Here is a 21,003-nt window from a genome sequence, read left to right as displayed (position 1 = left end):
TGAAACGATGTATCGCCGATGGTAGTGTGGGGTTTCCCCATGTGAGAGTAGGTCATCGTCAAGCTTATACAGCAAAACCCCAGTTCAGAAATGAACTGGGGTTTTTTTATGCCCAGAAAAAACAGCAGCTGCAGGATAATGCAGACTGAATCAGCCGTGCGCAAAATAAAGGACGAACAATTAGAAGCAGATAGCAGATAGCAGATAGCAGATAGCAGATAGCAGATAGCAGATAGCAGATAGAAGTCAGTACTGCACTGTAACATCCAGCCCGAGCAGCGCCACGTTCTGATATGTACATTCGGAGGGGCAACTCAACGCTTGAGTGGCATTCTCTTCCTGAGAGCGCTCAATACAGCCTTCCTTAGCCATAACGCTCAAAACATCAGTGTCCTTAAGGGCTCTTGCGTGCAACCATCCTTGTCTTTTAACCGTGTCTGATGACTCACCTTCCTAGCTCACCTTCAGCGCAGGCCCTGTTCGAATCAAGCTACAGTGCAGTACTTAATTTGTATTCTAGCCTGCAATGACCTGCTGTCAGGGCGACAAAAGTATAGTAATTAACTGTTAAATCTGGACTACAGTGAAAAGATTGTGTGCGGTTTATATTGCTGTTCTATTAAGAGCTTTCCTGCATTCATTGCGTGTTTGTAACTATATTTTTGTGAATTGCTTACGAAGCTAAGTGGTATATCGACTGCATGTTTTGTTGCTGAGCCAATGTAATGTGACGCTTAATATTTTGACTGGCAGCAAGGGGTATATGCTGCAGCTACTCTTGCCGGCAGGCTCTATTAAAATAAATTTATAACTTTTACTTTATCATAAGATTGGTTCAATCAGTTCTCTGGATAATATTTATCTGAATTTTTTCAGATTTTATCAATCATCAACTCTAATTTTCTCAGATTTTCTATCGGTATAGTCGTTACTTATATACATAGTGTTAGTTGTATTTGATAGTGGTTATAAGTTGTTTTTTGTATATTATATCGCTTGACTTTGATGTCGAAGTATATAACTAACTGTCTATATATAAAGATTTAAATTTGTTGTCTTTATTTGTGCGGGGGTTTCTACAATTCATTTGTGCGTGACATTTTTAACTGTTTTGTAGATTGATTATTTTAAGATTTGTATGGGGCGCTTACCTTGTAGATGAATAGCTGTTTACTTGGCAAGATATATAAGATTATTTATTCATTTTAATATCTTTAATTAGAATGATTATTGAAATTAGAGGAAAGTATGACTAGTCAGACTATCGGTGTAGTTGCTAAAGGCTCTGGTAAATTGGAGAACTTGGGCTGGGTGGATAAGGTAACGCTTGATTCTACTAGCTTAGTGAAAATGCCATTTGGACCAAGAGATGTCATAACTTATGAACAAGTTGGTAGTGATTTGATCATCACAGTTAAGCCAGGTAAAGAAGTCACAATTGAAAACTTCTTTACTAAATTTGAGGACGATGATGCACTAAACGAGCTTGTTCTCGAAGATGAAAATGGTGTGTTATGGCGTGGCGAACACGATTTTATGTCATCTGAGTTTACATTTACTGAAATTTCTGCTGATGAAGCTGGTGTTGCCTCTATTGCTGAGTCTAGCGAGGGGTTACCTGATTGGCTTATTTTTGGGCTGGCAGTATTAGGAGTTGGCGTAGTCGTGGATAACTATCAGCGTGGTGGCTCGTCATCGGGTAGCTATGTTGGTAGTGATGATTCAGACAGCGACTCCGATTCAGATAGCGACTCCGACTCAGACAGTGACTCCGATTCAGATAGCGACTCCGATTCAGATAGCGACTCCGACTCAGACAGTGACTCCGATTCAGATAGCGACTCCGATTCAGATAGCGACTCCGATTCAGATAGCGACTCCGACTCAGACAGTGACTCCGATTCAGATAGCGACTCGGATTCAGATAGCGACTCCGATTCAGATAGCGACTCCGACTCAGACAGTGACTCCGACTCAGACAGTGACTCCGACTCAGATAGCGACTCCGACTCAGACAGTGACTCCGATTCGGACAGTGACTCCGACTCAGACAGTGACTCCGATTCAGATAGCGACTCCGATTCAGATAGCGACTCCGACTCAGACAGTGACTCCGATTCAGATAGCGATTCTGACGCTGATAACTCTAATGAACTATTGGATCCTAGCCAAGAATTGGCTGGCTCGCTCCTGACAGGATTGAATGATTTGCTTGGTTCGACTGGAGTTTCCAGTATAAACGGTACCGTTGGCAATGTTATTGGTGTTACAGATGACTTAACCGATCGTCTAAGTGATGTCTTAAAACCTTTATTAGGCACAGACTTTAAGGTGGAAGATCCTAACGCTTTAGACTCTGTTGATAATGTAGTTGCGCAAGTTACTAGCGGCGTTGGTGAGTTATTAGATCCTTTGCTGCAAGATTTGTTTCCGGGTGAGCTTGGTTCAAAACTACTCGAAGCGCTTAATTTACAAGTTGACTTTGTTACAGATGGTATAACCAATCTGCTGCTTAATGAAGAAGGTTTCTTAGGAGGACTTTTAGCAGGTTTGGGTTTAAGTGGACCTTTAGGTGAGTTAGTTGGTCAGGGTGGACACTTAGATGGACTGTTAACTGAATTACTTGATGAAAGTGCTCTTTTAGGAGGACTCTTTGCAGAGCAGGGTCTAGTGAGTGGTCTGCTTGCACAGGACGGTTTGTTAGGTTCTGTCTTAAATGAAAATGGGCTCGTTGGGCAGTTATTAAGTGAAAATGGTTTGCTAGGTGGTTTATTAGCAGAAGGCGGGGTCTTAAACGGCCTGCTTGGTGAGTTATTGGCTGATAACGCTTTGCTAGGCTCTTTGCTGGATGGTTTGCTTGGTGAAGACGTCTTGCTCGGTGGTTTGTTAGGCGAAAACGGTTTACTTGATGGGCTCTTGTTAAACGAAGACAGTCTATTGGCTGTTTTGCTTGGCTCTCAGGGGATATTGGGCGGTGCGTTAGAAACGCTAGAAGGTATATTGACGCCATTGGTCGACAACTTACTCGGCCCATTGGGGTTAGATACGGTTGCTGGTGAGGTATTAAATGCTTTATTAGGAGAGCAAGGGTTAGTGAGTGGATTGCTCACTGAGCTGTTGGGTAAAGATGGTGTTCTTACGGGGCTGCTAGGTGAGCAAGGCTTGCTCGGTGATCAAGTTTTAGGTGCAATTCTAGCAGGGGATGGGCCTGTTGGGCAGCTGCTCGATGCATTACTTGGTGAGAACGGAATATTAACCAGTTTGCTAGGTAGTGATGCTCTAGGTGGCGTGCTCGGCGGAGACCTGCTTGAAGGATTGTTAGGTGAGAACGGGTTGGTAGGTGGCTTGCTGGTAGGCTTACTAGGTGAGCAAGGACTTTTGTCTGGCTTACTCAATTTAGGCAATATTGGCGATGCTACTGATGGTGGTTTGTTAAATGGGTTGTTAGGTAGTAACGGCTTGCTTTCAGGCTTGCTTGGCGGAGAGGGCTTGCTTGGCGGTCTACTTGGCGGGCAAGATGGCGACTTAGTTGGTGGACTTCTAAATGGTTTACTAGGTGAGCAGGGCTTGCTTGGTGGCTTATTAGGTGGCGGTGGCCTGCTGGGAGGTTTAACAGAGGGTGGGTTGCTTAATGGGCTATTAGGTAATGAAGGATTACTTGGTGGGCTTTTAGGTTCTGAAGGTGGTTTGCTATCGGGCCTGCTAGGCGAGCAAGGTGTGTTAAGTAGCCTAATTGGACCGAACGGTTTGCTTGGCGGTTTGCTAGGTGGTGAAGGTGCCGGTCTTAATGATTTGCTCAACGGATTGCTTGGTGGTCTCCTTGGAGGTGAAGGGGGCGTATTAGGTGGTTTGTTAGGTGGTAATCAAGGGCTACTTGGTGGGCTTCTAGGAGATCAAGGTTTGCTTGGTGGTCTGTTAGGAGAAAACGGTCTGCTAGGTAATATTCTAGGCGATGAAGGGCTAGTTGGTGGCTTGCTCAATGGTTTGCTTGGAGTGTCTGGAGATGCGGGTTTGCTCGACGGGTTGCTAGGTGATAAGGGTCTATTAGGTGGCTTGCTAGGTGGTGAAAATGGAGGCTTACTTGATGGCTTGTTAGGCAATGAAGGTCTTCTTGGTGGGTTGTTGGGCGGCCTGTTAGGTGGTGGTAACGGAGGCTTGTTGAACGGTCTGCTTGGTAATGAAGGCCTGCTTGGTGGATTACTTGGTAATAACGGTTTGCTAGGTGGACTTTTGGGCGGCAAATCGGTTGATTTAGCAGCATTAGAAGCGCATGGCAGTGAATTATCTGCGTTACCACAAGCATTTGCAGTAGCAGGATTACTGAACACCGCTGATACCTTAGGGGGGATTGTTCAGAGTGAAGGTGCGCCACTGCTTGCTGATGTTTCGTCATTATTGCAAGAGACCCCTGTTTTAGCAGAATTTGAGTCGCTAGATTCAGGTTTATCACTCAACTTAAGTGACGTTATAGTCATGGCTGAGCAAGGTGATAGTTGGCTGCAATTGAGTGAGGCGAACGGCATAGAACAGGGACTGCCTGAAGCAAGTGCAAATGATTTACTTGTTTTCGAACAGGTAACTGATCCATTAGATGAATTGTTGGGTCAGGCTTATGCTGTAATTTAACAGCCGTTGCTAGGAAAAACACCGGGCTAAATGCCCGGTGTTTTTTTATCGGATGTTAGCCCTTCCACTAGTGCATAAATACCTTAATAGTTATAGAAAGGTGGGCCTTGTTGGCGTGATCGTAAAATTTGTGACTGACTGTTTCGTGTTTTAGCAACACGTTAATTAGTTTTTATAATTGTAATTAGTCATAAGGATATACACTTGGCTAGTTATCACTTTTAAGTAATTGGCTCTATAAACTGAATAATTGTGTAGAATATTGCATTTTAAGATAATCATTGAAGGGCACAGCATTATGATGAAAGCTCAAAGTATTCCTAAGTCATTGCTTTCAACTTTTAAGTTGAAATCTTCTGCCATCCTTGCTTTTTCACTGTTGTTGCCTGTAGGACTTCATGCTTCACCAAATAATGGGTTATTGCCTGATATGGCAGTCACTAGTAGCACCTTAAAAGCGCCTTTAGCATTAAGGCGGTTGGATATGAAACAAGCTGTACAGCGTGCTATTGAGTGGCACCCAATGGTTGCCGGTGCTGTAGAGCGTTCAAGTCAGCAAGGTGAAGAAGTTAACTTTGCAAAATCTGCTTATTACCCTCAAGTGCGTTCTGGCTTTAAGACTAGTTACCGTGATTCGGATGGGCGCTCGGAAGAGGCTTTTACCATTAATGGATCACAGCTGTTATATGATTTTGGTAAGGTTTCTAGTCATGTAGAGGCTGCTGAGTATGGGGTCGAACGTTCTGAAGCAGATACTTTGCGTGTGATTGATGAGTTGGCTCGGGAAACAGCTCTTGCTGTATTAGAAGTACGGCGCTATCAAGAATTGGTGAGCATTGCGGGAGAACAAGTTGAAGGTGTGACTGATCTCTTAATGCTGTCTAAGAAACGTGCAGAAATGGGGGCTAGTACTCGTTCAGATGAAATGCAAGCACAGTCACGTCGTGAGGCAGCTTTAGCGTCTGAGTTGCAGTTGATTTCACAGTTGGATATGTGGAAGCGCACTTTACAAAACCTCGTAGGGTCAACGGTACCGCCAGAAGTTTTAGCTGGTGCTCCAACAAGTTTGGCGCAGGCGTGCTATGTCAATGTTGAAAGTCTAAATAATGTACCGGAAATTATGATGGCGGATGCACAACGTTCAGAGGCTCTTGCCAATATCAAAGCCAGTAAGGCTGACTTTTTTCCAACTTTAAGTTTGGATGCAGGCGTGGAGCATTATTTAAATACGCGTGATCGCGAGGTGACTACAGGCAACCGTCGCGATCGTACGGATTATACCGCTAGCTTAAATTTTGATGTAGATCTGTATCAAGGTGGTGCCACAGTAGCGCGTAAGCGCGGAGCTGAATATGCATTGCGTGCTGCAGACGCTGCTAGAGATGAAGCGTTACTAAAAATCTCTCGTGGCTTGCAGGAGGCGACTACTCAAGCTGCCAGTTATGAACGACGCTTATCTGTTTTGGATAGTCGAATTAAAAGCATCATTGAAACGCAAAACATTTATCGCCAACAATATATTTCTTTAGGAACACGTTCCTTGCTGGATTTACTTAATACTGAGCAAGAAATCCACCAAGCACGTATGGAAAGAAAAAATGCTCAGTTGGACTTGCAACGATTGCAAGTTGAATGTTTATACAATACAGCAGGACTGCGCGATGCTTTTGCGCTTAATACTGGGGATGGTTATTAATCATGAGTGATCAAAAACAGGCTGATGCGCTTGCCTCCAATGAAGCTAAAGTGATGAAAAAGCCTCAAGCTGATTATACATCTTGGATTGAGTCCATCTTAATAGTTGCCAAACATTACCGCTTAGAGTGTTCTAAAGAGAACATTTCTTTGGCTAGCCACTGGTTGCAAGATAGCCCGATGAGCGACGTATTACGTGGTATGGCACGTCAAGCGGGTTTAACGTTAAGCGTGGTTAAATTAAAAAAGAGTGTGCTGACCAGTTGGCGTTTACCTTTAGTCGTGCAGTTTACTGATGGACAAGTGGCAGTAGTTGATACCCTCGACCAACAAGGTCAGGTTGGTATTACTTACTGCGGTGATGAGGGCGTCAAAAGCAGTATCAGCGAACAAACATTGTTGGATAATGTGAACCTAGCTGTTGTATTGCGCCCTTCACATACAGTACCTGATGCGCGTATTGATGATTACATTAAACCTCATGATCAAGGCTGGTTTAAAAAGTTAGTGCTAAGGGATTGGCGCCCGTATGGCCATATTTTTATTGCATCTTTTGTGGTTAATGTCTTAGGACTGGCAGGTATTTTATTTACTCGCCAAGTATATGATCGTGTGATACCAGCTGAATCTTACTCTACGCTTTATGTGCTATTTTCAGGTGTGATCGTAGCTATTATTTTTGGTTTTGTGATGCGTAACATGCGGGCACGGATCACGGATTTGGTCGGTAAGCGGGCCGATTTAAGAATCTCTGACCGTGTTTTTGGGCATGCTCTGCGTATTAAAAATGGATCTCGTCCTCGCTCAACAGGTACCTTTATTTCGCAAGTGCGTGAGCTAGATAATGTACGGGAGATGCTCACATCGACAACGGTGACGGCGTTTGCCGATATGCCATTCTTTCTATTATTTTGCTGGGTGTTTTGGTACTTAGCTGGTTCTTTAGTGTGGATTCCCGTTGTTGCAGTTATTTTAATGGTGGTACCGGGTTTGTTAGCACAAGGTAAGTTGCGTGAATATGCTAACTCTGCCATGCGTGAGAGCTCACTGCGTAATGCAATGTTAGTTGAGGCAGTGCAAGGTAATGAAGACATTAAAACTTTACAAGCAGAACAGCGCTTTCAGACACAGTGGAATAATTATAATGCCGTCTCAGCTGACGTAAACCTGCGTCTGCGTTCATTAACCAATAATCTTAGCTCTTGGACGCAAAGCGTGCAGGGCTCAGCTTTTGCTGTGATTGTATTATTTGGTGCACCGATGGTTATTGAGGGGGACTTAACTACAGGTTCTTTGATTGCGGCTTCTATTTTAGGCTCACGCATGATAGGCCCTATGGCGGGTTTAACCCAAGTTTTAAATCGCTGGCAGCAAGCTAAGGTCGCTTACAACAGCATCAACCAACTGATGGAGCTTCCAGTTGATAATCCGGATGGTGCTAAGAAAGTTCATAAGACAGTGATTAATGGTAATTACAGCATTAAAGAAGCAACATTTTTCTACGGTGAAGATAGCCCAGCACCGGCACTCAAATTGAAGCAGTTAGAGATTCAACAGGGCGAAAAAATAGCCTTGTTAGGACGTAACGGTGCAGGTAAATCAACCTTGCTGCAAGTGTTATCTGGAATGTTAGAAGCTAAAAGCGGTGTAGTGACATTGGATGGGGTAGGTTTAGCTCATATTGATCCTGCTGACGTGCGTCGTGACGTTGGTTTGATGAGCCAAAATGCAGCTTTATTTCATGGCACGATTCGTGAAAACCTTATGCTTGGGGCTCCAATGGCACGTGATGAAGACATGTTAAGAGTGTTGCATATGACAGGTGCATTGCAGTTTATTCAGAAACTACCATCAGGTTTAGATCATGTCATTGCTGAAGGGGGCTCAGGTTTGTCTGGTGGCCAGCGTCAGTCGTTATTGTTATCACGCTTATTGATTCGCAATCCAAATGTAGTGTTACTGGATGAGCCTACAGCAGCAATGGATGACACAACTGAAAAATTGTTTCTCGCTCAGCTTAAGCCTTGGGTACAAGATAAAACTTTTATTGTCGCAACCCATAAAATGAGTGTAGTAAACATGGTTGACCGCATCATTGTGGTTGATAACGGACAGATCGTGTTGGACGCTCCAAAAGCGGATGCTTTGGCGCGATTGTCAGGGAAAACTAGAGCCGCTACCAAGGCTTAAGCTGAATTTTTATCTAAAGGAACTCGTATGAGTAATGTAGCTCAAGAAGATAAGATTCTTCTGCTTGATTATGATGAAGATAAGCGCCGTTACAATGATCAAGTTGATGAGGCTGAAATTGTAAAGTCGTCCCGTATTATTTGGGTTTTTGTATTTTTGTTACTCAGTTTTTTAATTTGGTCTTATTTTGCTTCTTTGGTCGAGGTTTCTACGGGAACAGGTAAGGTTGTACCTACCTCTAGAGAGCAAGTGATCCAGTCTTTAGAGGGGGGGATTATTTCTGAGCTGTTTGTCCGTGAGGGCGATATTGTGGATGCGGGGCAAGTTTTAGCTCAACTAGATCTGACCAAGACTGAGGCAACAGTAGGAGAGAGTAGTGCACGGTACCGTGCTGCTTTAGCAAGTATTGCGCGCTTAGAGGCAGAGGTAAATCAGACTAAATTAAAGTTCCCTGAAGAGTTGAAAGAATATCAACATCTGATTGATACAGAAACTCGACTCTTTCAAACACGTAAGCGTGGTTTAGAAGAGTCTTTGGCTGGGCTACGGCAATCGTTGCGTTTAGTAGAAGAAGAGTTGCGCTTAACTCAGTCCTTAGCAAAAGCTGGGGCTGCTAGTAATGTGGAAGTGTTGAAGTTGCAGCGTCAGGTGTCTGAATTGCGCCTGAAACTCACTGATCGCCGCTCAGAATATATGGTGATGGCGCGTGAAGAGCTAGCTAAAGCGAAAGCTGAAGCGGATTCCTTAGAATCAGTGATTCGAGGTCGTGAAGACTCGTTATCACGCCTAACTTTACGTTCTCCAGTACGGGGTATTGTTAAAGATGTTGCAGTAACTACTCGTGGCGGTGTGATTCCACCTAATGGGCAGTTGATGGAAATTGTACCCTTAGATGATCAGCTCTTGATTGAAGCGCGTATTTCACCACGAGATGTGGCTTTTATTTATCCAGGCCAAGAAGCCAAAGTAAAAATCACCGCTTATGATTATTCAATTTACGGTGGTTTAGAGGGAGAAGTGATTACTATTTCACCAGATACCATTCAAGATGAAGCCAAACCAGAAGTTTTCTATTATCGCGTTTTTATTCGCACACAGACCGATGCCTTGGTAACAGAACAGGGTGGGGTTCATCCTATTGTGCCGGGAATGATTGCCACAGTAGATATTAAAACCGGAGAGAAAACTGTTTTTGACTACTTGATGAAGCCTATCAATCAAGCTAAAGAAGCCATGCGTGAGCGCTGAGTTAAAATGTTTAGTGGTGTGGCAATGATGCTCGTGTAGCATCAGTGATAAGGATATTTCATGTCGTTTAATCGATTATTAGTACGTGCAAAAGAAAAGCTTATAACTGCGCTAAGTGAATGCCCAGTAGCAAACTATTCTACAGATCATCCTGAAAGTATTTTATTCTTCGTTATTTCGAATGGGCGTGAAAGGGCGCATATAGAAATTGCTACTGGCACGCATTTTGAGCAAAGCTGGGCCAGAGGGGTTGCGGCATTAAAAAAATGGCGTTTGAAAAGAATGCATGCGCCAGTTTGGCTTAGGGTTGAGGCTGTGCATAGCATTGAAGCGTTGGCTTGGCGGAATCTTAAGGCACGGTTAGAACGGACAAAACGTAATTATTTTCGTTTTGGCTTGTCTTTAACAGCTGATTTTAAAACTGCAATGCTAGAGCATGAGCTGTATGCCAATGCGTTACTGTATAAAACAGATATCAGTGTAGCAACAGCCAATCCTGTAAATCTTAAAAACTACGGGAAAAAACGCTTCGGTCGTGAGCTCGAGTGGCCTGTGCATGAGCAGGATGTAATTTGGTGTTTTAAAACGCGAGGAGTATTCACTGACGGTAAAGAAACTCATGTAATTGAGCCTGAAGGACGTAATAGCGGGTATCGCACTGTAGAAAAGTGGGACACAGAAACAGTTACCGAAATTATTACGACTAGTACAGAGTATTTGTCTAAGCAGGTAAAGAATGATGGAGAATACCACTACGGTTGGTTTCCATGCTTTGACCGTGCCATTCCAACTTATAATGCTTTGCGTCATGCCAGCAGCACCTATGCTTTATTAGAAGGTTGGGAGGTCACTCAAGAGCGTAAGCAGAAGCGCGCTATTGATCGTGCGTTGGATTATTTAACACATCAGTTAATTAAAAGGGTTGAGTTGCCAGATGGAACAACAGCTGCTTTTTTGGTTGATTTGGATGATGAAATTAAACTAGGCGGTAACGCTGTGTGTATTTTAGCTTATGCTAAATACACAGAAATTACTGGGAATAAGCAGTACTTAGCACTCATGGAGCAGCTCGCCATAGGTATTGTATTTATGCAAAAACCAGATACTGGGCAGTATGTGCATATTCTCAATTATCCAGACCTCAGCTTAAAAGCAGAAAATCGTATTATTTATTATGATGGTGAAGCTGCTTTTGGGCTGATGCGCTTATACGGCATTACTAAAGATCCGCGTTGGTTAGCCTCAGTCGAAAAAGCTTTTGATTATTTTATTGAGCAAGAACACTGGAAAGCCCACGATCACTGGCTCAGCTACTGTGTCAATGAGTTGACACTATATAATCCTGATCATAAATATTACAAGTTTGGTTTGGATAATATTCGCGATCATTTGGACTTTGTATTAACTCGTATCACTACTTACCCAACCTTACTTGAGTTGATGATGGCTGCGCAGCGCATGATTGAGCGTATGCAGAATGATGCTAGTGTTGTGTATTTGTTAGAAAATTTTGATCTAGATAAGTTTTATCATGCACTAGAGTATCGTGCTCGTTATTTGCTTAATGGCTTCTTTTACCCTGAAGTAGCTATGTTCTTTAAAAACCCTTCACGAATTTTGGGCAGTTTTTTTATTCGCCATCATACATTTAGGGTGCGCATTGATGATGTTGAGCATTATTTGTCTGGGTATGTAGCGTATAGGAAGTATTTGAAACGTAAACAACATGAGTGTTTAGATATTTCATCACCAGTAAGTTTAGCTCAAGTGACTCGTGGCAAGTGGGTCGTGGCACCAGAAGGTAACTTTAAGGTCACAGGTGTTTGTACTCACAAGTCCTTATTCGAGTCTGGCCATTTGCTAATGGCGCGTGGCGCATTAGACCGAGGTTATTTATCCGATATAGTGATAAAGCAGTTAGCTGCAGATGAAGCGTCTGGGATCGTATGTACAGATCCAACGCTATATTTAGAGCTTGGAGTTCCGGTCTTACAAGTTAAAAGTATTAGAGCGGCTGTATTAGCACTGGGAACAGCAGCGCGTAATGCTTTTTTAGGAAAGGTAGTAGGGGTTACTGGTAGCGCAGGTAAAACGACAACTGTAGCTATGTTGACTCATGCACTGTCTATGTTTGGTAGTGCTGAAGGAACGAAAAAAAGTGCTAATTTACCAGTAGGTATTGCTTGGAATGTATTCAATATGTCAAGCAGTTCGGAATATTGGGTGTTAGAAATGGCTGTTGGACAGATGGCTGTTAATACAAGCTTAGTAAAGCCTCAGGTGGCCCTCATCACCAATATAGCGCCCGCACATTTAGAGTATCATCAGAATACACGCACCATTGCACAGAAAAAAGCTTTAATTATGGAAGCAATGTTGCCTAGTGGGACGCTAGTGCTTTTTGGTGATATTTTGCATAAAGATATATTTTTGAGTAAGGCTAAAAAGAAAGGGTTAAATGTCATTACTTATGGGGAAGGTGCAGAAAACGATATTCAGCTTGTCAAGAGGCAAGGCACTGTAGTGCAGGTAAGTTGGGAACAGCGCAGCTTATACTTTGATATTGGGCTTAAAGATAAACATATGGTGCTCAATGCATTAAGTGTGTTTGCGACTATGCAGGCTCTTAAAATAGATTGGTTAAAATGTTTAAGTGTGTTTAAAACATTTAGGCCTTTAGCAGGGCGTGGTGAAGTGAGTGAGCTGAGTTTTAATGGTAAAAAAATCACACTTTATGATGAGTCTTATAATGCCAACCCTATATCTATGCGAGCTGTGATTGAAGCTGTAAGTTCGCTTGAATCGGGGAGAACTAGGTTTGTAATTTTGGGTGATATGTTAGAGCTCGGTTTGGATAGTATTACATATCATAAAGAGTTGTTGTCTAGTTTGGTGCAAGCTCGCCCCGATAAAATTATTTTATGTGGTGAACTGATGCATAGCTTGTGGAGTAAAGTATCTACCAGTCGTGAGCTGGCTGTTGTGAGAAAAGCATGGTTCCCAACCGTGAGAGAAATAATTGAAAACATCGATGATTGGCTAGAAGATCATGATCATGTTTTTATGAAGGCGTCAAACTCAATAGGTTTCAAAAAGTTGCGAGATCACCTCGTTTTCAAACAATGAAGTGTTGCATGTACGCAGCATTGAAGGTTTATCTTTTAGTCAATGTTTGCCGAGCTTTTCAGTAGTGTTAATCTTCCTGTGCGTTTCTCTCTCGACCTCGCTATAATCGATACCTATTTCACTTTTGACTTTGGTTTGATGCTATGACCGAACTTGTTGTTGACTACATGCAGCGTCTTGGCGAGTCTGCGCGTGAGGCTTCGCGTGTGTTGGCAAGAGCCAGTACTGCTCAAAAAAATCAGGCTTTATTAGCCACCGCTGATGCCCTTGATCAATCCCGTACTGTTTTACTTGCAGCTAATGAGCTGGATATGGAAGCTAGCCGTGCTAACGGTCTAGATGATGCCATGCTTGATCGTTTGGCGCTGAACTCTGCGCGTATCGATGAAATGATTGAAGGCTTAAAGCAGGTGGCCGCTTTACCTGATCCCATTGGTGAAATCCGAGATATGCATTTTGTCCCTTCTGGTATTCAAGTGGGTAAGATGCGCGTGCCTTTAGGTGTGATTGGGATTATTTATGAATCACGTCCTAATGTGACCGTAGAAGCAGCTAGCTTATGTATTAAATCGGGCAATGCTACGATTTTACGTGGTGGTTCAGAGGCGATTCATTCGAATAAGGCCATTGCTCAGTGTTTAAAAGAAGGTCTAGCGGTCGCAGGTTTTCCTGCAACAGCGGTACAAGTGGTAGAAACCACTGATCGTGCAGCGGTAGGTGAGCTTATAACGATGCCGAACTACGTGGATGTCATTGTTCCGCGTGGAGGTAAAGGCTTGATTGAGCGCATCAGTCGTGATGCCAGTGTGCCTGTGATTAAACACTTGGATGGCGTATGTCATGTCTATGTGGACCAAGCGGCAGATGCAGGGAAAGCCATTCGTATTGCGGATAATGCTAAAACTCAGCGCTACGCACCGTGTAATGCGATGGAAACTTTATTGATTCATGAGTCTCAAGTGGATGCAGTGTTGCGTCCTTTGCTTGATATCTATGAAAGCAAGCAAGTAGAGCTGCGCGGATGTGAAAAAGTCTGTGCTTTATTTGCGGATCGCGTTAAAGCTGTTACTGCAGATGATTGGGCTGCAGAGTACAATGCGCCTATTCTAGCTATTCGCATTGTCAGTTCATTAGATGAGGCTATTAGTCACATCAATCGATACGGCTCACAGCATACTGATAGTATTGTTACGGAAAACTTTACTGATGCTCGTCGTTTCTTAACTGAGGTTGATTCGAGTTCTGTCATGATTAACGCTTCAACTCGTTTTGCGGATGGTTTTGAGTACGGTTTGGGTGCGGAAATTGGTATTTCTACCGACAAGCTACACGCCCGTGGACCAGTTGGATTACTGGGTTTAACCAGTGAGAAATATATCGTATTTGGTGACGGGCACGTGCGTGGCTAAGCGTATCGGAATGCTCGGTGGCACTTTTGATCCTGTGCATATTGGCCATTTACGCAGTGCTTTGGAGGTTGCCGAGAATTATGCTCTAGACCAACTGCTATTAGTGCCTAATGCTCAGCCGCCTCATAGGGGCGCGCCGCAAGTGAGTCCGCAGCAGCGTTTAGAAATGGTGCGTTTGGCTGTGGACGGTGTGGACTTGCTCAGTGTGGATGATCGTGAGTTGCGCCGTGATAAACCCTCATGGAGCATTGATACCTTGCTATCATTGCGTGCAGAGTTGGATAAGGATGATCAATTGTTACTCATTTTAGGCTGGGATGCTTTTTGTGGTTTGCCGAGTTGGCACCGTTGGGATGAACTATTAGAGCATTGTCATATCTTAGTGTTACAACGTCCTGATGCTGATATTGAAGCACCGCAAGCACTACGTGATTTGGTAGCAGCTAAAAGTGTGAGTGATCCTGATGCCTTGCAAGGTCCGAATGGGCAAATTGCTTTTGTTTGGCAAACACCCCTAGCTATTTCTGCGACACAAATTAGACAACTTCTAGCAACACAACGTTGTGTGCGGTATTTGGTACCAGATGCCGTGTTTAAATATATTTATGCTCATGGACTCTATCAATCGTCGTGAGCTTTTGAGGTTAGATACCCGATGCAAAATGAACAACTTGTAAAAATAGTGATCTCCGCTTTAGAAGAAGTAAAAGCTAAAGATATTATTACTATTGATGTCCGTGAAAAAACCAGTATCACTGACTTTATGATCATCGCTTCTGGTGGCTCAGCACGTCAGGTAAAAGCTTTGGCAGAAAATGTGTTAGAGAAAGTTAAAGAGCAAGGTGTTAAGCCTGTTGGTAACGAAGGTTTAGACACTGGAGAGTGGGCTTTGCTTGACTTGAATGATGTAGTGGTGCATGTCATGCAAGAGGAGACGCGTGCACATTATGATCTTGAGCGACTTTGGCAGGGTGCAGAGCAAAGTCGTGGACAAATGACTGAGCAAGGCGCTGAGTAAGTGCGTATTCGCTTAATTGCCGTAGGCACTAAAATGCCGCGTTGGGTAGAGGATGGTTGGCATGAATATGCCAAGCGTCTACCCAAGGAAATGCAGCTTGAATTGGTGGAAATACCGCTAAATACTCGAGGCAAAAACGCCGATGTGCAACGGTTAATCCAACAAGAGGGTGATGCTATGCTTGCTAAGGTTCAACCTGGGGAGCGTATTGTTACCTTAGAAGTGCACGGTAAACCTTGGAGTACTGAGCAGTTGGCGCAAGAGTTGGATAGGTGGCGTTTAGATGCACGTAATGTAAACCTTATGGTCGGTGGACCAGAAGGTTTAGCACCGCAAGTTTGTGCACGCAGTGAGCAACGCTGGTCGCTTTCTCCTTTAACTTTGCCACATCCTTTAGTTCGCATTCTTCTTGGTGAGCAGGTCTATCGGGCATGGACCGTACTCAATGGCCATCCATATCATAAATAGTGAAACGGTATGCCACCTCCCATTCGGTTAAAAGATCATGAGCGTGATAGGCGAATGATCCGTTCGCGGGTGTTATTTGCAGGCTTTGCGCTGATTTTTTTAACCCTCTTATTAGTGTCGCGGATGTACTACTTGCAAGTAGTGCAATTTGAGTATCACTCCACGCTCGCTGAAAATAATCGGATTCATGTTCAGTCGCTGCCGCCTACGCGAGGTACGATCTTTGATCGTAATGGGGTGGTATTGGCTGATAATAGAGCCAGTTTTAGTTTGACCTTAACCCGCGAGCGTGCAGGAGATTGGGAGCGGGTGCTTGACTCTATTATTGAGATTTTTGAACTTGATTACGACAGTCGGGAGTTGTTTGAGAAACGCATCCGTCAAGGCCGTCGACCTTTTGAGCCTGTCCCGGTCATGTTTGAGCTCACTGAAGAGCAAATCGCACTGGTCGCTGTTAATCAGTTTCGTTTACCGGGTGTCGAAGTAGCGGCTAGCTTGGTGCGTTACTACCCACAGAAAGAGCACTTTGCTCACTCTGTGGGTTACGTAGGGCGCATCAATGAGCGTGAGTTAAAGCGAATTGACCCTGTTAATTACAGTGGTACACACCATATTGGTAAAACCGGTATCGAACGCTTTTATGAAGAACAATTGCATGGACAAGTTGGGTATGAAGAAGTGGAAACCAATGCTCGTGGCCGTGTTCTTCGGGTGCTTAATCGTGTAGACCCTGTGTCGGGGCAAGACATTTACTTAACCCTTGATAGTCAATTACAAGAGGCTGCTGAACTGGCCTTGGCTGGGCGCCGTGGTGCTATTGTGGCTTTAGAACCGAAAACGGGTGAAGTGCTTGCTATGGTCAGTCAGCCAAGTTTTGACCCGAATCCTTTTGTTACGGGCATTAGTTTTAAAGCATATGGCTTGTTGCGCGACTCCCTTGACCAACCTTTATTTAACCGTGTGTTGCGTGGTTTGTATCCGCCAGGCTCAACCATTAAACCTATGATGGCAATTGCTGGCTTGGATGCAGGGATGATTACTCCTGAAACAAGAGTATATGACCCCGGTTTTTATAAGCTTCCTAATAATAAGCACCGTTACCGTAACTGGAACCATTATGGTGATGGTTGGGTGGAGTTAAACTTAGCTATGGCGCGGTCAAATGATACGTATTTTTATGATTTAGCGCATAAGCTAGGTGTGGATCGTATACATGATTACATGACGCGATTTGGTTTTGGCCAACGTGTGGCACTGGATATGTTTGAAGAAACTGCGGGGCTCATGCCGTCACGAGATTGGAAGCGCAGTCGCTATCGTCAGCCATGGTACCCTGGTGAAACTTTAATCTTAGGCATTGGGCAGGGCTACATGCAAACTACCCCCTTGCAACTAGCTCAAGCCACTGCCTTGATGGCTACTCGAGGCAAGTGGATTCGTCCGCATTTAGCGCGCAGCGTGGGGGGTATTCAACCTATTGTTGATGCTGAAGAGTCTGATGACATTGTGCTGCAAGATGAAAGCCATTGGCAAGCTGTACTCAAAGGTATGGAAGATGTGCTACATGGTCGACGAGGTACCGCGCGTAAAGTAGGGCAAGCTGCGCAATATCGAATTGCTGGAAAAAGTGGTACTGCGCAAGTGGTGGCTATTAAGCAAGGTGAACGTTATGACAGCGATAAACTTGCCGAACGCCATCGTGACCATGCGCTCTTTATTGCGTTTGCTCCAGTGCATGATCCGGCGATTGCGGTAGCAGTGATGGTGGAAAATGGGGAGTCGGGGTCTGGAGTCGCTGCGCCAGTAGCTAAAGAGGTATTAGATGCATGGCTGCTAGATGAAGACGGTTTTGTCAAAGATGAGTATCAAACGGAAGAACAGCGCCCAGAAATTGCAGCTGCACGTATTAAAGCAGCTCAAGAACGTTTGAAAGCAGAGCAGGCAGAGTTAGCAGAGCAGGCAGGGGTAGAAGATGGGCTTTGATCGTGTCCTAGCCGAGGGTGATGTGATGCGCCGCCGGGCGACGGTGTTACAACGATTGCACATCGATGGTTGGTTGTTGTTTTTACTCTTTGTGCTGGCAACCATTGGTTTGTTTATTTTATATTCTGCAGGGGGGAAGGATGAGCACCTGCTGATACGTCAAGCATCATCTTTTGGTGTTGGTTTATTGGTGATGCTGATTATCGCTCAAGTCGAACCGCGATTAATGGCACGTTGGTCAGCGTTTTTATATGTTATTGGCGTGTTTTTATTACTAGTTGTAGAGTTTATGGGGCATAAAGCCATGGGAGCTACGCGTTGGATTAATATTCCAGGTGTAGTCCGTTTCCAACCTGCTGAGTTGATGAAGGTATTTGTGCCTATGACCATTGCTTGGTATTTGGCACGCCATAATCTGCCACCATCCTTTAAGCGCATCTTAGTCAGCGGGGTCCTGCTGATTGTTCCTTTTGTTTTGATTGCTCGGCAGCCTGACCTAGGTACTGCATTGTTGGTTATGGTGTCAGGTGTCTTTGTTCTATTCTTAAGTGGTTTGCAATGGCGTTGGATTTTAGGGGCCATTGCGGCAGTGATACCGGTTGCGATTGGGATGTGGATGTTTGTTATGCGACCTTATCAAAAGCAGCGTGTACTCACCTTTTTAAATCCTGAGAGTGACCCCTTGGGCAGCGGCTGGAATATCATTCAATCTAAAGCAGCGATTGGTTCTGGGGGCATATTTGGAAAGGGGTGGCTGCTCGGCACACAGTCGCATTTAGACTTTTTGCCAGAGAGTCATACTGACTTTATTATTGCGGTATTAGGCGAAGAGTTTGGCTTAGTTGGTATTTGTTTATTACTGATTGTGTACTTGTTGTTGATTGGGCGAGGTGTAGTGATTACTCTGCAAGCGCAAACGGTCTTCGGTAAGCTGTTGGCTGGCTCTATTACCCTGACGTTTTTCATCTATGTTTTTGTTAACGTTGGAATGGTCAGTGGTTTGTTGCCAGTGGTCGGAGTTCCGTTGCCATTTATCAGTTACGGTGGAACTTCTTTGGTCACCCTAATGTCTGGATTTGGTATTTTAATGGCGATTCATACGCACCGTAAGTGGATTGCGCACTCTTAAGGGTTATACATGAAAGCGATGTTGTTTCAGTTGAAAAACTTAGTTGCCGGCTTAGGATTGGTACTGGTAACCACACATGCAGTTGCGCAAGAGCCAAGTTATGCTGCTCACACTTTGACCGCACCATTTATTGAAGAGATGACGTCTGAGCATGGTTTTTTACAGGAACCTTTGGAGAAACTTTTTGCAAATGCACAGCGTAAACAAGCGATCTTAAATGCCATTTCTCGTCCCGCTGAGCGTGTTAAATTGTGGAAGGAATATCGTCCCATTTTTATCACACAGTCACGGGTTGATCGTGGTGTTGAGTTTTGGGCTAACAATGTAGAAGCTTTACAGAGAGCGGAAGAAGAGTACGGCGTTCCAGCAGAAATTATTGTGGCTATTATCGGCGTAGAAACCATGTACGGCGGTAATACCGGTAGTTATCGAGTGATTGACGCACTCTCTACTTTGGCTTTTGATTACCCACCACGCGCACCGTTTTTCCGGCAGCAGTTGAAAGAATTCTTATTGTTGACTCGAGAAGAACAGGTCGACCCATTGAGTTTGACCGGCTCTTATGCTGGCGCGATGGGGCTACCGCAGTTTATGCCGGGTAGCTTCCGAGCGTATGCGGTTGACTTTGATAATGATGGCTATATTGATATTTGGCAGAACCCAACTGATGCTATAGGCAGTGTTGCGAATTACTTCATTAAGCACGGTTGGAAACCTGGGCAAAATGTCGTAGTGCGTGCAGACGTAAGCAAGAAAAGGGATGCGGAAAAAGGTCTGTCAGCGAATTTGAATCCAGAAATTACGATTAAAGAACTTAAGACGCTGGGCTGGAAGCCGCGTCAGAAACTGAATAAAAATCACAAGGTTACAGCCTTTCGGCTAGACGCTGAGCGGGGAGCTGAGTACTGGATTGGCTTGGAAAATTTCCATGCAATTACGCGCTATAATCGCAGCGTAATGTATGCGATGGCGGTTCACGAACTTGCTGAGTTGTTAGCCGCTGCCCGTAAGGAATAATATTCGTTATGTTGAAACATAATTTGCGAATACTCATTATGGCAACGCTGAGTTTAGCTTTGGTGAGCTGTTCGTCCAATCCGCCGCAGACAAGTTCTAGTAACGCTAGAATTAGTGGTCCTGTGAACTATAAACAATCACATAAGGATGGCGCACCTTGGTGGGATGTGGATGTGTCTAAAATCCCAGATGCTGTGCCGATGCCGCATGCGGGTAACTTTAAAGCAGCACCTTATACGGTATTGGGTAAGCGTTATTATCCGATTCAAGAGGCGCGCCATTATCGAGCTACAGGTACAGCCTCATGGTATGGCACGAAGTTTCATGGCAAAGATACCGCCAACGGTGAAGTCTTTGATCTTTATGGGATGACTGCCGCTCATAAAACTTTACCATTGCCCAGCTATGTCAAAGTGACCAATTTAGAAAATGGTCGAAGTGTGACTTTAAGGGTCAATGATCGAGGGCCATTTTACTCAGATCGTATTATTGACTTATCTTTTGCCGCAGCGCAAAAGCTAGGGTATGCCGAAAAGGGTGTTGCACGGGTGAGTGTAGAAGGTATTGATCCTTATGAATGGTGGGCGCAACGTGGTCAGCCAGTACCAGAGCACGGTATATCGAACACCGTGTTAGCACAGCAAAAGCAGACCGTTGAGCTGCATCAACCAGAGCGTTATACACCGCCAACACAGCATGTGGCTGCGGTAAACCCTAGACAAGTTGAGAGTGAGGCTCCAATGGCACAGGGGTTGTACTTGCAGGTTGGGGCTTTTGCTAACCCTGATGCAGCACAGCTTTTGCGAGATAAGTTGAGTGCTTTAACTACTGCACCAGTATTTATTAATTCTGTCGTGCGTGATCAGCAAGTATTGCATCGTGTACGTATGGGGCCTGTGCCTAGTCAAAATGAAGCTGAGCATTTGCAGGACCGTGTGCGATTGGCCAATTTAGGGTGGCCGGCCTTGGTGTCTACCGACTAATGCTAACGTGCACTGCACGTTAGCTTAATTATTGCGTAAGCTGTTTACATAGTTTTGTGAATATTATTTTTTTTAATTTGAGAGCTGTATGAAAATTAGTCAAACTTTTAG

The 21,003-nt window shown here is 44.3% G+C and carries 13 protein-coding genes; all 13 read left to right on the top strand.

Annotation, left to right across the window (positions count from 1 at the left end; all coding sequences use genetic code 11):
- Window positions 1–1,248: 1,248 nt before the first annotated feature.
- The gene (locus tag TOI97_RS10450) at window positions 1,249–4,626 is read left to right on the top strand and encodes a BapA/Bap/LapF family prefix-like domain-containing protein (protein WP_321554068.1); all 3,378 of its coding nucleotides are present in this window, start codon (window positions 1,249–1,251) and stop codon (window positions 4,624–4,626) included.
- A gap of 298 nt (window positions 4,627–4,924) precedes the next feature.
- Window positions 4,925–6,322, top strand: coding sequence for a TolC family outer membrane protein (locus TOI97_RS10445; RefSeq protein ID WP_321554067.1), 1,398 nt, complete (start codon window positions 4,925–4,927; stop codon window positions 6,320–6,322).
- 2 nt (window positions 6,323–6,324) lie between these two features.
- A complete protein-coding gene (locus TOI97_RS10440) occupies window positions 6,325–8,511 on the top strand; it encodes a type I secretion system permease/ATPase (RefSeq protein WP_321554066.1) in 2,187 nt (728 codons plus the stop codon).
- 27 nt (window positions 8,512–8,538) lie between these two features.
- Window positions 8,539–9,759, top strand: coding sequence for an HlyD family type I secretion periplasmic adaptor subunit (locus TOI97_RS10435; RefSeq protein ID WP_321554065.1), 1,221 nt, complete (start codon window positions 8,539–8,541; stop codon window positions 9,757–9,759).
- Window positions 9,760–9,819: 60 nt separating this feature from the next.
- Window positions 9,820–12,885, top strand: coding sequence for a UDP-N-acetylmuramoyl-tripeptide--D-alanyl-D-alanine ligase (locus tag TOI97_RS10430; RefSeq protein ID WP_321554064.1), 3,066 nt, complete (start codon window positions 9,820–9,822; stop codon window positions 12,883–12,885).
- A gap of 143 nt (window positions 12,886–13,028) precedes the next feature.
- The gene (locus tag TOI97_RS10425; protein ID WP_321554063.1) at window positions 13,029–14,294 is read left to right on the top strand and encodes a glutamate-5-semialdehyde dehydrogenase; all 1,266 of its coding nucleotides are present in this window, start codon (window positions 13,029–13,031) and stop codon (window positions 14,292–14,294) included.
- A complete protein-coding gene (gene nadD, locus TOI97_RS10420; protein ID WP_321554062.1) occupies window positions 14,287–14,928 on the top strand; it encodes a nicotinate-nucleotide adenylyltransferase in 642 nt (213 codons plus the stop codon). Before TOI97_RS10425 ends, nadD begins: the two co-directional genes overlap by 8 nt.
- A gap of 21 nt (window positions 14,929–14,949) precedes the next feature.
- Window positions 14,950–15,312, top strand: a complete 363-nt coding sequence (rsfS, locus tag TOI97_RS10415) for a ribosome silencing factor (protein WP_321554061.1) — start codon at window positions 14,950–14,952, stop codon at window positions 15,310–15,312.
- Entirely contained in the window at window positions 15,313–15,780 is a 468-nt protein-coding gene (gene rlmH, locus TOI97_RS10410; protein WP_321554060.1) for a 23S rRNA (pseudouridine(1915)-N(3))-methyltransferase RlmH, read from the top strand.
- Window positions 15,781–15,789: 9 nt separating this feature from the next.
- A complete protein-coding gene (gene mrdA / locus TOI97_RS10405; RefSeq protein WP_321554059.1) occupies window positions 15,790–17,763 on the top strand; it encodes a penicillin-binding protein 2 in 1,974 nt (657 codons plus the stop codon).
- The gene (gene rodA / locus TOI97_RS10400) at window positions 17,753–18,892 is read left to right on the top strand and encodes a rod shape-determining protein RodA (protein WP_321554058.1); all 1,140 of its coding nucleotides are present in this window, start codon (window positions 17,753–17,755) and stop codon (window positions 18,890–18,892) included. Before mrdA ends, rodA begins: the two co-directional genes overlap by 11 nt.
- Before the next feature lie 9 nt (window positions 18,893–18,901).
- On the top strand, window positions 18,902–19,909 hold the full coding sequence (gene mltB, locus TOI97_RS10395) for a lytic murein transglycosylase B (RefSeq protein WP_321554057.1): 1,008 nt from the start codon (window positions 18,902–18,904) through the stop codon (window positions 19,907–19,909).
- Window positions 19,910–19,917: 8 nt separating this feature from the next.
- Entirely contained in the window at window positions 19,918–20,892 is a 975-nt protein-coding gene (locus TOI97_RS10390) for a septal ring lytic transglycosylase RlpA family protein (RefSeq protein WP_321554056.1), read from the top strand.
- The last annotated feature ends 111 nt before the right edge of the window (window positions 20,893–21,003 follow it).

It is taken from the genome of Denitrificimonas halotolerans (assembly GCF_034259425.1).
GTDB classification, from domain to species: Bacteria; Pseudomonadota; Gammaproteobacteria; order Pseudomonadales; family Pseudomonadaceae; genus Denitrificimonas; species Denitrificimonas halotolerans.
Note: the sequence above shows the minus strand (reverse complement) of the source record. Positions and strands in the feature narration are given on the sequence as shown.

Coding starts and splice junctions, on each gene's coding strand:
- TOI97_RS10390 (WP_321554056.1), top strand. CDS start 19,918: ATGTTGAAACATAATTTGCGAATACTCATTATGGCAACGCTGAGTTTA.
- TOI97_RS10450 (WP_321554068.1), top strand. CDS start 1,249: ATGACTAGTCAGACTATCGGTGTAGTTGCTAAAGGCTCTGGTAAATTG.
- rodA (WP_321554058.1), top strand. CDS start 17,753: ATGGGCTTTGATCGTGTCCTAGCCGAGGGTGATGTGATGCGCCGCCGG.
- TOI97_RS10445 (WP_321554067.1), top strand. CDS start 4,925: ATGATGAAAGCTCAAAGTATTCCTAAGTCATTGCTTTCAACTTTTAAG.
- TOI97_RS10430 (WP_321554064.1), top strand. CDS start 9,820: ATGTCGTTTAATCGATTATTAGTACGTGCAAAAGAAAAGCTTATAACT.
- TOI97_RS10440 (WP_321554066.1), top strand. CDS start 6,325: ATGAGTGATCAAAAACAGGCTGATGCGCTTGCCTCCAATGAAGCTAAA.
- mrdA (WP_321554059.1), top strand. CDS start 15,790: ATGCCACCTCCCATTCGGTTAAAAGATCATGAGCGTGATAGGCGAATG.
- mltB (WP_321554057.1), top strand. CDS start 18,902: ATGAAAGCGATGTTGTTTCAGTTGAAAAACTTAGTTGCCGGCTTAGGA.
- TOI97_RS10425 (WP_321554063.1), top strand. CDS start 13,029: ATGACCGAACTTGTTGTTGACTACATGCAGCGTCTTGGCGAGTCTGCG.
- TOI97_RS10435 (WP_321554065.1), top strand. CDS start 8,539: ATGAGTAATGTAGCTCAAGAAGATAAGATTCTTCTGCTTGATTATGAT.
- rsfS (WP_321554061.1), top strand. CDS start 14,950: ATGCAAAATGAACAACTTGTAAAAATAGTGATCTCCGCTTTAGAAGAA.